Origin of the sequence: Cryobacterium sp. TMT4-31 (genome assembly GCF_004403385.1) — a bacterium.
GTDB lineage: Bacteria > Actinomycetota > Actinomycetes > Actinomycetales > Microbacteriaceae > Cryobacterium > Cryobacterium zongtaii.
The window spans coordinates 1-14,687 of sequence record NZ_SOGI01000013.1 but is presented as its reverse complement, the minus strand read 5'-3'; the positions used below and the strand labels follow the sequence as shown (position 1 = coordinate 14,687).

The 14,687-nt window shown below is 69.2% G+C and carries 13 protein-coding genes and 1 riboswitch; of the genes, 4 read left to right on the top strand and 9 right to left on the bottom strand.

Annotated features, from left to right (window positions below; genetic code table 11):
- Positions 1 to 19: 19 nt before the first annotated feature.
- Entirely contained in the window at positions 20 to 1,201 is a 1,182-nt protein-coding gene (gene galT / locus E3T19_RS03100) for a galactose-1-phosphate uridylyltransferase (RefSeq protein WP_088457089.1), read from the top strand.
- Positions 1,198 to 2,355 (top strand): galactokinase, encoded by a 1,158-nt coding sequence (gene galK, locus E3T19_RS03095; protein WP_134408108.1) that lies wholly within the window; start codon positions 1,198 to 1,200, stop codon positions 2,353 to 2,355. Before galT ends, galK begins: the two co-directional genes overlap by 4 nt.
- Positions 2,356 to 2,828: 473 nt before the next feature.
- Here galK and E3T19_RS03090 read toward each other — a convergent pair whose 3' ends face one another.
- Positions 2,829 to 3,311 (bottom strand): YbaK/EbsC family protein, encoded by a 483-nt coding sequence (locus E3T19_RS03090; protein ID WP_088457091.1) that lies wholly within the window; start codon positions 3,309 to 3,311, stop codon positions 2,829 to 2,831.
- 137 nt (positions 3,312 to 3,448) lie between these two features.
- On the opposite strand from E3T19_RS03090, the gene E3T19_RS03085 reads away from it, so the two are divergent.
- Positions 3,449 to 3,982, top strand: coding sequence for a gamma carbonic anhydrase family protein (locus tag E3T19_RS03085; RefSeq protein ID WP_134408107.1), 534 nt, complete (start codon positions 3,449 to 3,451; stop codon positions 3,980 to 3,982).
- A gap of 54 nt (positions 3,983 to 4,036) precedes the next feature.
- Here the strand turns inward: E3T19_RS03085 and E3T19_RS03080 are convergent, their stop codons facing one another.
- The 8 genes from E3T19_RS03080 to E3T19_RS03045 all read right to left on the bottom strand — a co-directional run bounded on the left by E3T19_RS03080 (position 4,037) and on the right by E3T19_RS03045 (position 12,870).
- Positions 4,037 to 4,921: a bifunctional methylenetetrahydrofolate dehydrogenase/methenyltetrahydrofolate cyclohydrolase gene (locus tag E3T19_RS03080; protein WP_103432208.1), complete on the bottom strand. Its 885-nt coding sequence runs from the start codon at positions 4,919 to 4,921 to the stop codon at positions 4,037 to 4,039.
- A gap of 170 nt (positions 4,922 to 5,091) precedes the next feature.
- On the bottom strand, positions 5,092 to 6,390 hold the full coding sequence (gene glyA / locus E3T19_RS03075; protein WP_279327050.1) for a serine hydroxymethyltransferase: 1,299 nt from the start codon (positions 6,388 to 6,390) through the stop codon (positions 5,092 to 5,094).
- A gap of 30 nt (positions 6,391 to 6,420) precedes the next feature.
- Positions 6,421 to 6,510: riboswitch (ZMP/ZTP riboswitch) on the bottom strand.
- Between the two features lie 5 nt (positions 6,511 to 6,515).
- Positions 6,516 to 6,854 carry a monovalent cation/H(+) antiporter subunit G gene (gene mnhG / locus E3T19_RS03070; protein ID WP_103432207.1) on the bottom strand — a complete coding sequence of 113 codons (339 nt, stop codon included), beginning with the start codon at positions 6,852 to 6,854 and terminating at the stop codon, positions 6,516 to 6,518.
- Positions 6,851 to 7,123: a monovalent cation/H+ antiporter complex subunit F gene (locus E3T19_RS03065; protein WP_088457095.1), complete on the bottom strand. Its 273-nt coding sequence runs from the start codon at positions 7,121 to 7,123 to the stop codon at positions 6,851 to 6,853. Before E3T19_RS03065 ends, mnhG begins: the two co-directional genes overlap by 4 nt.
- Positions 7,120 to 7,749 carry a Na+/H+ antiporter subunit E gene (locus E3T19_RS03060; protein ID WP_121678497.1) on the bottom strand — a complete coding sequence of 210 codons (630 nt, stop codon included), beginning with the start codon at positions 7,747 to 7,749 and terminating at the stop codon, positions 7,120 to 7,122. The genes E3T19_RS03065 and E3T19_RS03060 overlap by 4 nt, the downstream gene beginning before the upstream one ends.
- A complete protein-coding gene (locus E3T19_RS03055; RefSeq protein ID WP_134408106.1) occupies positions 7,746 to 9,305 on the bottom strand; it encodes a Na+/H+ antiporter subunit D in 1,560 nt (519 codons plus the stop codon). The genes E3T19_RS03060 and E3T19_RS03055 overlap by 4 nt, the downstream gene beginning before the upstream one ends.
- Positions 9,305 to 9,805 carry a sodium:proton antiporter gene (locus tag E3T19_RS03050; protein ID WP_088457098.1) on the bottom strand — a complete coding sequence of 167 codons (501 nt, stop codon included), beginning with the start codon at positions 9,803 to 9,805 and terminating at the stop codon, positions 9,305 to 9,307. The genes E3T19_RS03055 and E3T19_RS03050 overlap by 1 nt, the downstream gene beginning before the upstream one ends.
- Positions 9,802 to 12,870, bottom strand: a complete 3,069-nt coding sequence (locus tag E3T19_RS03045; protein WP_134408105.1) for a Na+/H+ antiporter subunit A — start codon at positions 12,868 to 12,870, stop codon at positions 9,802 to 9,804. Before E3T19_RS03045 ends, E3T19_RS03050 begins: the two co-directional genes overlap by 4 nt.
- Positions 12,871 to 13,113: 243 nt before the next feature.
- On the opposite strand from E3T19_RS03045, the gene E3T19_RS03040 reads away from it, so the two are divergent.
- The gene (locus E3T19_RS03040) at positions 13,114 to 14,550 is read left to right on the top strand and encodes an amino acid permease (RefSeq protein ID WP_240632507.1); all 1,437 of its coding nucleotides are present in this window, start codon (positions 13,114 to 13,116) and stop codon (positions 14,548 to 14,550) included.
- The last annotated feature ends 137 nt before the right edge of the window (positions 14,551 to 14,687 follow it).

Genomic DNA, 14,687 nt, shown 5'->3' with positions numbered 1-14,687 from the left:
GGCTAGCGTTGATGCCATCATGACTCCCACCCCAGAATTCGTCGCAGACACCGCCATCGCACGCCAGGCGCACACCCTGGCCGACGGCCGCGAGCTCATCTATTTCGATGACCCCGACACCACCCTGTCGCCCGACCGGGCTCCCGACCTGCGCGACCTCGGTCCGCGTCCGGCGAACGCGCGCATGCGCCAGGACCCACTCAGCGGCGAATGGGTGTCCATCGCCGCGGCCCGGCAGAACCGGGTGTTCCTGCCGCCGGCGCACCTGGACCCGCTCGCGCCGTCCACCCCGGAGAACCCCTCAGAGGTGCCCAGCAACTACGACGTGGCCGTGTTCGAGAACAAGTCGCCCTCGTTCGGCCCGCTGCTCACCGACGACGACGCGCCCACCGGCCTGGACGATCTGCGCACGATCGGGCTGGGGCGCATCCGCACCTCGGTCGGCCGCTGCGAGGTCGTCTGCTTCAGCCCCGCCACCGAGGGCTCGTTCGGCAGCCTCTCGGTCACCCGCGCCCGCACCGTGATCGAAGCCTGGGCCGAGCGCACCCACGCGCTCTCCCAGATGCCCGGCATCGAGCAGGTGTTCCCGTTCGAGAACCGTGGCGAGGCCATCGGTGTCACGCTGCACCACCCGCACGGCCAGATCTACTCCTACCCGTACGTGACCCCGCGCACCCAGCGGCTGATCGACTCGATCGAGAGCTACGGCCCCACCCTGTTCGCCGACATCCTGGAAAGCGAACAGGCCGGCGAGCGAGTCATCCTGCGGGGCGAGCACTGGACGGCCTTCGTGCCGTTCGCCGCCCGCTGGCCCGTCGAGGTGCACATGCTGCCGCACCGGCAGGTGGCCGACTTCGCCGGCACCACTCTGGCCGAGCGCGACGAGCTCGCGGTGCTGTACCGCCGGCTGCTGCGCGGCATCGACCAGCTCTACTCCACGCCCACCCCGTACATCGGTGCCTGGCACCAGGCGCCGGTGAACGTGCACCGGGACGACATCCGGCTGATGCTGCAGCTCACCAGCCCGCGCCGCGCCGAGGACAAACTGAAGTTCCTGGCCGGCTCCGAGGCCGCCATGGGCGCCTGGATCGGCGACGTGACGCCCGAGCAGGCGGCCGACAACATCCGTGCAGCGATCGCGCGGTCGGACGCCGCCGATGCCGCAGCCACCGACAGCACCACCGGAAAGGCCCACTCGTGAGCGACCACCAGAGCATTCTCAGCGGCTTCCAGGGCCGGTTCGGCCGCGACGCCGACGGCCTGTGGTTCGGCCCCGGCCGGGTCAACCTGATCGGCGAGCACACCGACTACAACGACGGCTTCGTCTTTCCGTTCGCGATCAACCGCCGTGCCGTCGTGGCCCTCGCGGTGCGAGACGACCGGATGCTACGGGTCGCCAGCTCCTTCACCGACGAGGTCGTCGAGATCTCGCTCGACGACCTCTCCCCCGAGACAGTGTCGGGCTGGTCGGCGTATCCGCTCGGCGTGGCCTGGGCCCTCGGCGAACACGGCGCGGACCTCGAAGCGGTGACCGGCTTTGACGCCTACATCGACTCCGACGTGCCGATCGGCGCCGGGCTGTCGTCTTCCGCGGCAATCGAGTGCGCCACCGCCGTGGCCCTCGACGAGGTCTGGAACCTCGGCTTCGACAAGCGGGTGCTCGTGCGGGTGGGGCAGCTGGCCGAGAACCGGGTCGTTGGCGCGCCCACCGGCATCCTGGATCAGTCGGCGTCGCTACTGGGCCAGACGGATGCCGCCGTGTTCCTGGACTGCCGCAGCTTCGAGTCCGAGGTCATCCCGCTCGGCTTCGACGCCGCGGGCCTCGAGCTGCTGGTGATCGACACCAAGGTCAGCCACGCGCACGCCACCGGCGGCTACGCCGACCGACGTGCCTCCTGCGAAAAGGGCGCGGCGCTGATGGGCGTCGGGTCGCTGCGCGACCTCACCGTGGACGACCTGCCGCGGGCCGCGTCGGTTCTCGACGAGGAGACATACCGCCGGGTGCGGCACATCCTCACCGAGAACCAGCGGGTGCTCGACACCGTGCAGGTGCTGCGCGAAGAGGGTCCCAGCGCCATCGGTGCATTGCTGGATGCGTCGCACGCCTCCATGCGCGACGACTTCGAGATCTCGGTCGCCGAGCTCGACCTGGCCGTGGAGACCGCCCGCACCGCCGGCGCCCTCGGGGCCCGCATGACCGGCGGCGGCTTCGGCGGCTCTGCCATCGCGCTCACCCCGCACGCACTGATCCCCGCGGTGCAGCAGGCCGTGTCTTCTGCGTTCGCCGCCGCGGGCTTCACCGCGCCCGACATGTTCGTGGTGCGCGCCGCGGCCGGGGCCGCCCGCCTCGTCTAACGAGACACCATCCGCGATCGAATTGCGGACTTCCCGCCTTCGTTTCACCAGCTAAGGCGGGAAGTCCGCAATTGAGTCTCAGGGCGCCCCGAGTGTCGGTGGCTCGGCTCACGCTGTCCACATGAACGAGCCGACCCCCCACCATCCACGACGTCATCCACACCGTCTTTGGCGGCGCCTTCGACGAGAGCACGGGCATCAGGCGCCGCCGCGTGCAGCAGGTCGAACAGGACCTGCGCGCCGCGCGCAGGCGGCCGAGAGTCTTGGCCAAGATGTCCGTACAGGACCGCGAGCACATGGAGCGCGTGATCGGCCGCGTCACGGATCACCCATCGTCGACCGGCCCGAGATCGAGGGCAGGCAGTCGACGATCCACCCCAGCTTCGAGTGAGTGAGGCTCCGGAGATCCGCCTCGACGACCTGCCCGAGCTGCCGCGGACGGTTCCAGTGTGCCGAAGGCTGGTGGCGGACGCCTATTTCGCCGGAACGACGGGGGTCGCCTCGCCGCCGGTGAGGCGGAGCAGCTCGGCGAACGTGGTGGGGAAGACCGTGTGCGCGTGCCCAGCCGCGGCCCAGACCACGGGGTAATCGGCCAGGTCCTCGTCAACCAGGGTGCGAATCGGCGACGGATGCCCGACGGGCGCGACCCCTCCGATGACCTGCCCGGTGGCCTCTTTCACCAGGTCTTTCGACGCCCGGCCGATGGTGCCGTCAAGCCGCTCCCCCAGCCAAGCCGTGTCCACGCGGTGCGCGCCGGAGGTGAGCACCAGCAGCGGCGCGCCGTCGAGGGTGAAGACCAGTGAGTTCGCGATGGCGCCCACTTCGATGCCCAACGCGGCGGCTGCCGCGACAGCGGTTGTGGCGGCGTCGTCGAACCAGCGGATCTCGGGGTCGAGACCCTGGGCGTTCAGCGCCAGGCGCACTCTGTCGACGGCCGGATGCGCGGTGTTCACCATTCCTGCATCCTAGATGCCCCCCACCTTCCGCCCACCTGGTCGAACGGTCGAAAGGACATGGGCCGATAAATAGGACGCTTTGGGCCTTGGGCTCAAGGGGTCAGCGCAACACGGCGTCGGATTACTAGGGTGGACCCATGACCGCCGACAGTGCCGCCCGCCTCATCACCCTGCCCGACCGTCCGGGGCCCCGGGTGGCCGAGAGCGCATTCGTCGCCGCCGGCGCCGTGCTGGTGGGAACCGTGAGCCTGGCGGAGCACGCGAGCGTCTGGTACAACGCGGTCCTGCGCGCCGAGGCAGAGCCCATCCGCATCGGCGCGCGCTCTAACCTGCAGGACAACGTCTCCTGCCACGTCGACGGCGGGTTCCCGCTGACCGTGGGCCGCGACGTCTCGGTGGGCCACGGTGCCGTGCTGCACGGCTGCACTGTGGAGGACGGCGCCCTGATCGGCATGGCCGCCACGGTGCTCAACGGTGCCGTGATCGGCGCCGGCTCGCTCGTGGCCGCGGGCGCCGTGGTGCTCGAGGGCACCATCGTGCCGCCGGGCTCCCTGGTGGCCGGCGTGCCGGCCAAGGTGCGCCGCGCCCTCACGCCAGAGGAAATCGAGGGCATCCGGCACAACGCCGTGGCCTACCTGGGCCATGCAGCGCTGCATCGCCTCGCGAACTGAGAGCCCCAGAATCGGCGGGATTCTGGGGCCTACCTCACGGTTCGCGGAACGAGACTAGGGCTTGAGCAGGCGCTCGGAGGCCTTGACCACGTTGGCCAGCAGCATCGCGCGGGTCATCGGACCCACGCCACGGGGGTTCGGCGAGAGGTAACCGGCGACTGACGCGACGTCGGGGTGCACGTCTCCGGTGAGGATGCCCTTGCCGGTCTCCGGGTTCTCCACCCTCGTGATGCCCACGTCGAGCACCGCCGCGCCGGGCTTGATCCAGTCGGCCTGCACCAGGTGCGGCACTCCCACGGCGGCCACGACGATGTCGGCGCGGCGTACCTCGGCGGCCAGATCGACGGTGCGGGAGTGGGTGAGGGTGACGGTGGCGTCCAGGCCCTTGCGGGTGAACAGCAGGCCCAGCGGGCGACCCACGGTGAGGCCGCGGCCGATGACGACCACGTTCTTGCCCGCGATCGGCACGTCGTAGCGGCGCAGCAGCTCCACGATGCCGGCCGGGGTGCAGGGCAGCGGCGAGCTGAGCTCCCCCTCGATGCCGAGTACCAGGCGTCCGAGGTTGGTGGGGTGCAGGCCGTCGGCGTCCTTGGCCGGGTCCATCAGCTCGAGCATGGCGTTCTCGTTGTGGCCCACCGGAAGCGGCAGCTGGATGATGTAGCCGGTGACCTCACGGGCGGCGTTGAGGTCGGCAATCGCGGCGCGCACATCCGCCGACGTGGCGGAGCCGGGCAGGTCGACGCGGATCGACTCGATGCCCACCTCGGCGCAGTCCCGGTGCTTGCCGGCCACGTAGGAGCGCGAGCCCGGGTCGTCGCCGACGAGCAGGGTGCCGAGGCCGGGCACAGAGCCCAGCGCGGCCAACGCGCGTACGCGCTCGGTGAGTTCAAGCTTGACCTGGGTCGCGGTGGCGACGCCGTCGAGGGTGAGTGCGGTCATGCGACATCCGATCTGTTGGTAGTACTGCGCGCCGGCCCCAGCCTGGGGCCACGCGCCAATCGGGCAGCGGCCCTGCCGGCCCCCGACGCGGGGGCGGCGAAGTGCTGCCGGGTGCGGGCGGTGACGGATGCGCTGACGCTAGTGGCCGCATCCGTCACGACCCGACGGACCTACTGGGACAGGCCGGGGTAGAGCGGGAACGCGTCGGTGAGGCCCTTCACCCGAGCGCGGAGCGCGGGGATGTCGGCGCCGGGCTTGAGCGCTTCGGCGATGACGTCGGACACGACGGTGAACTCGGCGTCGCCGAATCCACGCGTGGCCAGGGCCGGCGTGCCGATGCGCAGGCCCGAGGTCACCATCGGCGGGCGCGGGTCGAAGGGCACCGAGTTGCGGTTGACGGTGATGCCCACCTCGTGCAGGGCGTCTTCGGCCTGCTGGCCGTTGATCTCCGAGTTGCGGAGATCGGCGAGCACCAAGTGCACGTCGGTGCCGCCGGTGAGCACGTCGATGCCCGCCGCGCGGGAGTCGTCGGCGGTGAGCCGGTCGGCCAGGATGCGGGCGCCGCGGAGGGTGCGCTCCTGGCGTTCCTTGAACTCGGGCAGCGCGGCGAGCTTGAACGCGGTGGCCTTGGCGGCGATCACGTGCATGAGCGGGCCGCCCTGCTGGCCGGGGAACACGTTGGAATTGAGCTTCTTCGCCAGCGCGGTGTCGCGGGAGAGGATGAAGCCCGAGCGCGGACCGGCGAGGGTCTTGTGCACGGTGCTGGAGACGACGTCGGCGTACGGCACCGGCGACGGGTGCAGTCCGGCGGCGACGAGTCCGGCGAAGTGGGCCATGTCGACCCAGAGCTTGGCGCCCACCTCGTCGGCGATGGCGCGGAACGCGGCGAAGTCGAGCTGGCGGGGGTAGGCCGACCAGCCGGCGATGATGACCTGCGGCTTGTGCTCGAGCGCCTTGTCGCGCACGACGTCCATGTCCACTCGGAAGGTCTCCGGGTCGACGCCGTAGGCGACCGGGTTGTAGAGCTTGCCGGAGAAGTTGAGCTTCATGCCGTGGGTGAGGTGGCCGCCGTGCGCCAGCTCCAGACCCAGGATGGTGTCGCCGGGGGTGGCGATCGCGGAGAGCACCGCGGCGTTGGCGGTGGCACCGGAGTGCGGCTGCACGTTCGCGTATTCGGCGCCGAACAGGCTCTTGGCCCGGTCGATGGCGAGCTGCTCGGCCACGTCGACGTACTCGCAGCCGCCGTAGTAGCGACGGCCGGGGTAGCCCTCGGCGTACTTGTTGGTGAGCACCGAACCCTGCGACTGCAGGATGGCGCGGGGCACGAAGTTCTCGCTGGCGATCATCTCGAGGTAGTCGCGTTGGCGACCGAGCTCCTGCTCGAGGATCGCGGCGATCTCGGGGTCGACGACCTCGAGGGGCTCGTTGAAGGTGGAGGGTACGGAACTGGTAAGCACACTGTCGGACACGGGAAAACTCCTTGAGACTATCGATGGATGTGTCGTGGCCCAGGCGTGCGGTCACTAACCGTGTCAGTCGCTCCCCGATGGTGACCCATCTTTCGTGCTACGCCAGTCGCGACCCGGCAATACTATCAGCCGCGTGCGTTCCGAAGCTCGTCGATCACGAGCAGATCGGGCCGCAGGTGGTCGGTCTGGTAGGAGGCGCGGGCCACGAGGTGCGCGGCCATCGGAGCGGTGAGCGCCTGGAAGAGCACGATCGCGACCACCAGGGTCACGGTGCCGACACTGAAATTGGTCACCGCGATGTCCAGGGTGACCGCCATGAGGCCGAGGATCTGCGGCTTGGTGGCGGAGTGCAGCCGGGTGAGCACATCGGGGAAGCGCAGCAGGCCGACGCCGGCCGCGAGGCACATCAGGGCGGCGAGAAGCACAAGGACCGCGGTGACCACGTCGCTCCAGAGGGCGTTCATGCGCGGTTCCGGCCGGGCAGGAATCGGGCGACGCTGAGCGAACCGAGCACGGCGAACAGGGCCAGCACCAGTAGCACCGGCAGGTTGTCGGTGTGCCGGTTGAACGCCATCTCGGCGCCCAGCGCGCAGATGATGGTGGCGACGAGCACGTCGGAGGCGATCACCCTGTCGAGCACCGATGGTCCGCGGATGATGCGGTAGACGGCGGCGAGGGCGCCGGCGCCGAACATGAGGCCGGCGACGATCGCGACGATATCCATGGGGGTCATGCCGGGGCTCCGTTCTGGGGGTCCGTGGGGGTGTGCGGCCCGGCCGACCGGTCGAGGCCGTGGCGCAGGTCTTCTTCGGCGCGCACCCTGGAGACCCGCTCGACGTCTTCGGCGGAGCCGAACGCCAGCACGATGCGTCGCTCGGTGGCCAGCACCCGGGCCCGGAACTTCTGGGTCGCCGCCACGTCGTGCATGTTGATCACGTGCAGGTACAGGGTGGAGTCGAGCCGTTCGATGTCGACCACGATGGAGCCGGGCACGATGGAGGTGGCCACGGCGGTCCAGGTGAGGATGAGGTCGCTGCGGGTGCGCAGGTGCACCGCGACGATGGCGTTGCTCGGGGTGTAGGTGGGGCCCAGGGCGAGCCAGGACACGTCGACGGAGGCGCGCACGATGTCGAAGAGCAGCTTGCCGAACAGCCAGGCGCTGCGCCAGAGGTTGATTCGGCCGCTCAGTTGCACGGCCGGCAGGTAGAAGACGATGGAGACGACAGCGGCGAAGATCACCCCGGTGAGCAGGTTCAGCCAGGAGAATTTGCCCCATAGCAGCGCCCAGAGCAGCACCAGGCCAAGGAACAGCGGCAATTGGTTCAGGGCGGCGGCGAGGCGCTCCCGGCGCGCGCTCACGGGGCACCGCCGGGGAAGACGGCGTCGATGTAGGTCGACGGCTCTTCGATGTTCGCGGCGGCGCGGGCGGCGAGGTCGAAGGCGGGGCCGGCGAAGACGGTGAGGCACACCGTGAGCGCCAGCATGGTCGCGGTGGCCGCGGTCATCAGCGGTGATGTGGTCTTGGTCAGCACGGTGCCCTCGTCGTGCGGGTCGTCCTGCAGGGCGCTGAGCATGGCGGAGTCGTAGTTTTCCACGTCGCGACGCGGCCGCCAGAACGCCATGTTCCAAGCCCGGGCCAGCGCGTACAGGGTCAGCAGCGACGTCGCCGCACCGCCGGCGAGCAGCAGGTAGTTCAGGCCCCCGCCGACCTGCACGCCCGCGTCGAACAGGGCTACCTTGCCGAGGAAGCCGGAGAACGGCGGGATGCCGCCGAGGTTCATCGCCCCGATGAAGAACAGGATGGCGACGAACGGGGCGGCCTTGAGCATCCCGCCGAGCCTGGCCAGCGAGGTGGTGCCGCCAATGCGCTCGATAAGCCCGGCGCACAGGAACAGTGTCGTCTGGATCATGATGTGGTGCACGACGTAGTAGATGGTGGCCCCGATCGCCGCCTCGGTGCCGATGGCGATGCCGAAGATCATGTAGCCGATGTGGCTGACCAGGGTGAACGAGAGCAGTCGTTTGATATCGGCCTGGGCCAGCGCGCCGAGGATGCCGATGACCATGGTGAGCAGGGCCACGATCATCAGCGGCACCTGCAGTCGGTTGTCGGGGAAGAGCAGCGTCTGGGTGCGCAGGATCGCGTAGACGCCCACCTTGGTGAGCAGTCCGGCGAACACCGCCGTGACCGGGGCCGGCGCCGTCGGGTAGGAGTCCGGCAACCAGAACGAGAGCGGGAACACCGCCGCCTTGACGCTGAAGGCGATGAGCAGCATCAGCCCGAGGATCAGCTGCACGTCGCCGGGCAGCTCCGGGATGCGTTCGGCCAGCAGCGCCAGCGTGACGGTGCCGGTGGCGCCGTAGATCAGGGCGATGGCGGAGAGGAACAGGATCGAGGAGACCAGGCTCACGACGATGTAGGTCACGCCGGCGCGGATGCGTGCACCGGTGCCGCCGAGGGTGAGCAGCACGTAACTGGCCGAGAGCAGCATCTCGAAGCCCACGTACATGTTGAACAGGTCACCGGCGATGAACGCGTTGAACAGCCCTGCCGCCAGGACCAGGTAGGTGGGGTGGAAGATCGACACCGGGGTCTCTTGGTCGCCCTCCACGATGCCCTGGCCGACGGCGAAGAGCAGCACGCCCAGCAGCATCAGCGCCGAGACTATGAGCATGATCGCCGACAACCTGTCGACGACGAGCACGATGCCCCACGGCGCCTGCCAGTCGCCCACGTGCACCACGGCGGGTCCCTGCTGGTCGACGAGCACCAGCAGGATGGCGCTGATCACCACGACGGCCGCCAGCGAGAACACGCTCACCGCCACCTGGTAGCGCGAGCGGCGGCCGAGGGCGAGGGTGAGCGCGGCGCCGAGCAGCGGGATGGCGACCACGAGGGGCACGAGTATGTTCATCAGGTGCCGGCCTCCCGGTCGCTGTTGCCGGTGTTGTCGGCTCCGCTGCTGTCGTCGTCGCTGCCGTCCTCGCTGGCGTCGAGCGACGCCTGCACGGCGGCCTCGTCGTCGGTGGAGGAGCGGAAGGTGACCTCGGAATCCCCGGAGGTCTCCGCGGCGTGCTCGTCGGTGAGGGTGTCGCCCTCGTCGCCGAGCTGGGCCAGCCACCAGGACCGGTAGATCAGCGCGAGCAGCAGTGCGGTGATGCCGAAGTTGATCACGATCGCGGTGAGCATCAGCACCTGCGGAACCGGGTCTGCCATGGTGTCGTCCAGGGACGTGCCGGTGACGATCGGTGAGCTGCCGGGCCGGCCGCTCATGATGAAGATGAGCAGGTTGGTGGCGTTGCCCACGAGCAGGAATCCGATCAGCACCCGGGTGAGGCTGCGCTCGAGCATGATGTAGATGCCCGCGGCGTACATCACCGCCATCACGATCACCAGGGTCAGGGAGGCGCTCATCGCCGGTCTCCTTCCGGTGCGTTACGGCTCTCGCCGGCCGGCTGAGTGATCGGGGCCGTGTCAGGTCCGGTGCCGGGCGCGGGCGCCTCGGCGGGGGTCCACTCCGACGACGCGTCGAAGCCGAGAGCGTCGCCGGCGTCGCTGGAGGCGTTGCCGATCGGTGGCACGGTGGAGTGGTCTTCTCCGTCGTCGCCGGGTTCGTCGAGTTCGCTCTGCCGGTCGATCTCGCTGCCGAGGCTGCGGAGGATGTCGAGGACCAGGCCGATGACCACGAGGTACACGCCGATGTCGAAGATGCTGGAGGTGCCGAAGGAGAGGTGGCCGAGCACCGGCAGGTCCGCCTCGAAGTACGCCGACTCCAGCGGGATCCCGGTGACGAACAGCGATCCCACGGCCGTGCCGACGGCGAGCACCACGCCGAGTCCCAGGATTTTGCCCGGGTCGATCGGGGCGGCTTCGCCCAATTCGTACCGGCCGCCGGCCAGGTACCTGGCCACCAGGGCCAAGCCCGCCAGCAGGCCGCCGGCGAAGCCGCCGCCGGGCAGGTTGTGGCCGGCGAAGAGCAGGTAGATCGACACGATGATGGCCGGGTGGAACAGCAGCCGCACCAGCACCTCGATGATGATCGACCGGTTCTCGGCCGACTGGGTGCGACCGCCGAGCAGCCAGGACTGGCGGGTCACGGCGTGGCCGGCGGAGCTCGCGTGCGGGTCGGCCACGACGCGGCGGCGGTTCTTCGGCTCGCGGCGTTTGCGGGACTCGCGGAGCCTGGGCATTTCTGTGCTGCGACCGGACACGAACAGCAGGCTCGCGACGCCGGTGGCCACCACGATGAGCACTGAGATCTCGCCCATGGTGTCCCAGGCCCGGATGTCGACGAGCATCACGTTGACGATGTTGTTGCCGTGGCCCTCTTCGACGGCCAGCCTGGGCAGTTCCGCGGCGATGCTCTGCGCCTGGCGGGCGCCGAGGGAGATGACCGCGATGGTGCCCATCACGATGCCAACGAGGGCGCCGATGATCGCCCGCCGGCGACGGTGCATCGGGCGGTTGTGCTCGGCGATGCGGCTGGGCAGCCGGCGGAGCACGAGCACGAAGACCACGAGGGTGATCGATTCGACGAGCGCCTGGGTGAGCGCCAGGTCGGGGGCGCCGTGGAAGGCGAACAGGGCGACCAGGCCGTAGCCGGTGACGCCGGCCAGCAGCACCGCGGTCATCCGCTGCCCGACCCTGGCGGCCATCACGGTGGCGATGATCATGACCAGGCCGATGATCACCTGCCCCGGGTAGTCCCAGAGCACGATGGCGTCGGGCCAGGTGCGGTTGACGAAGGACGCCGCGCCCAGCGCGAGCACGAACACCACGAGGATGGTGGACAGGTACTGCGGCAGACCGCCTCGCTGGGCGAGGTGGGTGGTGCGGGCGGCCACCCTGTCGATGAATCGCACGGTGTGGCCATAGCCGTGGCCGGCGTCCACCCAGGCGGGCACGGCGGCCTGCCAGCGGGCCACCCGCTTGCGCTGGGCGAAAATGACCAGGCCCAGCAGCACCACGATCGTGCTGAGCAACAGGGCCGGTTCGAACCCGTGCCAGAGCGCCAGGTGGTAATCGCCGCCGCCGGGCACGGTGTCGGCGTACGCGGCCAGCATCGGGTCGAGCAGCATAACGAATGGGCCCAGCAGCACGGTGGCGACCGAGAGGATGCCGGGGGCCAGAGCGAAGTCCCACCGACTGGCGTGCAGGGGGGTGTCGCTGATCACCGGGCGGGTGCCGAACGCGCCCCAGAAGAACTTGGCGCTGTAGGCGACGGTGAGCACCGAACCGAGCGCGGTACCGGCCAGGGCGATCCAGCCCCAGCCGTCGCCGGCCAGGCCGGCCTCGAGGAACGCGGTGAACACCGACTCCTTGGCGACGAAACCCAGGAGCGGCGGCAGGCCGGCCATCGACGCGACGGCGATGAGGGCGATGGCGGCGAGCGCCGGTTCGCGGCGGCCGATCCCCGAGAGCTTGCGCCAGTCGCGGGTACCGGCGCGGTGGTCGATGATGCCGACCACGAGGAACAGGGTGGCCTTGTACAGCGCGTGGGCGAGCAGCAGCGCCGCCCCGGCGAGGGCAGCGTCGCGGGTGCCGAAGCCGACGACGACCATGAGGAAGCCGAGCTGGCTGACGGTGCCGTAGGCGAGCATCAGCTTGATGTCGTGTTGGCGCAGCGACCGCCAGGCGCCGACGAGCATGGTCCAGATGCCGATGGTGACCAGCACCGGCAACCAGCCCGGCGAGTCCGCGTAGCCAGGCGCGAACCGGGCGGTGAGGTAGATGCCGGCCTTCACCATCGCGGCGGCGTGCAGGTAGGCGCTCACCGGGGTGGGCGCGGCCATCGCGGCGGGAAGCCAGAAGTGGAACGGGATCAGAGCCGACTTCGACAGCGCACCGACCAGGATCAGCAGCACCGCCCAGATCGCGATCGGGGTCCCGCTGGGTTCGGCGACGATCGCGGCCAGCGAGGTGGTGCCGGCGTCGACGGAGATCATCACAACGCCGATGAGCATCACCAGGCCGCCGAAGGTGGTCACCAGCAGGGCCTGCAGGGCGGCACCGCGGCTTTCCCGTTTGGTCGTGTAGTGCCCGATCAGCAGGTAGGAAAGCACGCTGGTGATCTCCCAGAACATGAACATCACCAGGATGTCGTCAGCGGTGACCAGACCGTACATGGTTCCGGCGAAGGCGAGCAGCAGCGCGGCGAACCGGCCCAGGCTGGGCTCGTCGGCGTCGAAGTAGCGAGCGCAATAGATGAGCACCAGCGCACCGACACCGGTGACGACGAGGGCCAGCAGCCACGCGAGCGCATCCACCCGGAAGGACAGACTGATGCCCAGCTGCGGGATCCACGGCAGGCTCTGGGTGACGGCGCCGCCGACGGTGACCACGCTCGTCTGGGTGAGGGTGTAGCCGAACGCCACAGTGGGCAGGATGGCCACGACATAAAAAACGCGCAACCCGATCAGGCGGGTGAGCGTGGGAGTGAGAACGGAAACGAGCAGGAAGACCAGGAGAATTGTCGCCATGGGGCCTCCCGGCTCTCTGTAAAAGAGTGTCGTCTCTACGGTCAGAGTGTCGCTGCCCAGTCTACAGGAGGGGTCTTTCGACCCTGACCGTTGAGCATCCGTCGACTAGTGTTGCCGCAAACCCCAGATCGGATGCTCCACGTGACCACTCGCACCACAGGGCCAGACCGCCCCGAGAACTCGCCCGCACGCACCAGCGCCACCCCGCACCGCTCCGGCCACGAGGAAACCCCGCTCGAGCACATCGACGACGCCCTGAGCGTGCACGAGGACCAGGGCCTGCACAAGGGCCTCAAGGCCAGGCACGTGCAGATGATCGCGATCGGCGGCGCCATCGGCACCGGCCTGTTCCTCGGCGCGGGCGGCCGGCTGGCCATCGCCGGTCCCGCCCTGGTGTTCGTGTACGCGATCTGCGGCTTTTTTGCGTTCCTGATCCTGCGGGCGCTCGGCGAGCTGGTGCTGCACCGGCCGACCTCCGGCTCCTTCGTGTCGTATGCGCGGGAGTTCTTCGGGGAGAAGACCGCGTTCGTGACCGGCTGGCTGTACTGGCTGAACTGGGTGATGACCGCGATTGTGGACGTGACCGCGGTGGCGCTGTACATGAACTTCTTCGGCAAGTACTGGGCCCCGTTCGGCGACGTGCCACAGTGGCTGTTCGCGCTGCTGGCCCTCGCCGTGGTGCTGGGCCTCAACCTGCTCTCGGTGAAGGTGTTCGGTGAGCTGGAATTCTGGTTCGCCCTGATCAAGGTCGTCGCCATCGTGGTGTTCCTGATCGTGGGCACCTGGATGGTCATCTTCGGCACCCCGGTGGAGGGCGCGACGGTGGGCTTCTCCCTGATCGCCGACAACGGCGGCTGGCTGCCCAACGGCCTGCTCGCGTCGGTGCTCGTGGTGCAGGGCGTGGTCTTCGCCTACGCCTCGATCGAACTGATCGGCACGGCCGCCGGCGAGACCGAGAACCCCGAGAAGGTGATGCCCAAGGCCATCAACACGGTGATCGTGCGCATCGCGGTCTTCTACGTCGGGTCGGTCCTGTTGCTCTCGCTGTTGTTGCCGTACACGGCATACGAGGCCGGCGTGAGCCCCTTCGTGACGTTCTTCGGTTCGATCGGTGTCGAGGGCGTCGACGTGATCATGAACCTCGTTGTCCTCACCGCAGCGCTGTCCTCACTGAATGCCGGCCTGTATTCCACCGGACGCATCCTCCGGTCGATGTCCCTGGCCGGGTCGGCCCCCCGGTTCGCCGACAAGGTGAGCCGCAATGGGGTGCCGTTCGGCGGCATCCTGCTCACCGGTGTCGTCACCCTGCTCGGCGTGGCCCTGAACGCGCTTGTTCCCGACGAGGCGTTCGAGATCGTGCTGAACATGGCCGCGATCGGCATCATCAGCGCCTGGGGCATGATCGTGCTCTGCCAGCTGCGGTTGCAGGCGTGGGCGAAGGCGGGCATCCTCACCCGGCCGGCGTTCCGGATGCCCGGAGCCCCGTTCACCGGGTACCTCACGCTGGCCTTCCTCGCGACGGTGCTCGTGCTGATGGCGTTCGACTGGCCGGTCGGCACCCTCACCATCAGCTCGCTCGGCCTGATCATCCCGGCGCTGATCCTGGGCTGGTTCGCCTGCCGTGGCCGGATCCTCGAGATCGCGGCAGCTCGGCCGCCGCTGCCCACCGCCAAACGCTAGGCCGGTCCGCCCCGCCAACTGTTGCCCGTGCGGACAAGTGCACCCGGTACGCCGGGGGTGGATTCAACTGGTCGATGCAACACCGCTGTTTTCTTGGTCTGAGAGTAGCTGATGCAGGGCTTCTCGCGGGGTGGCTG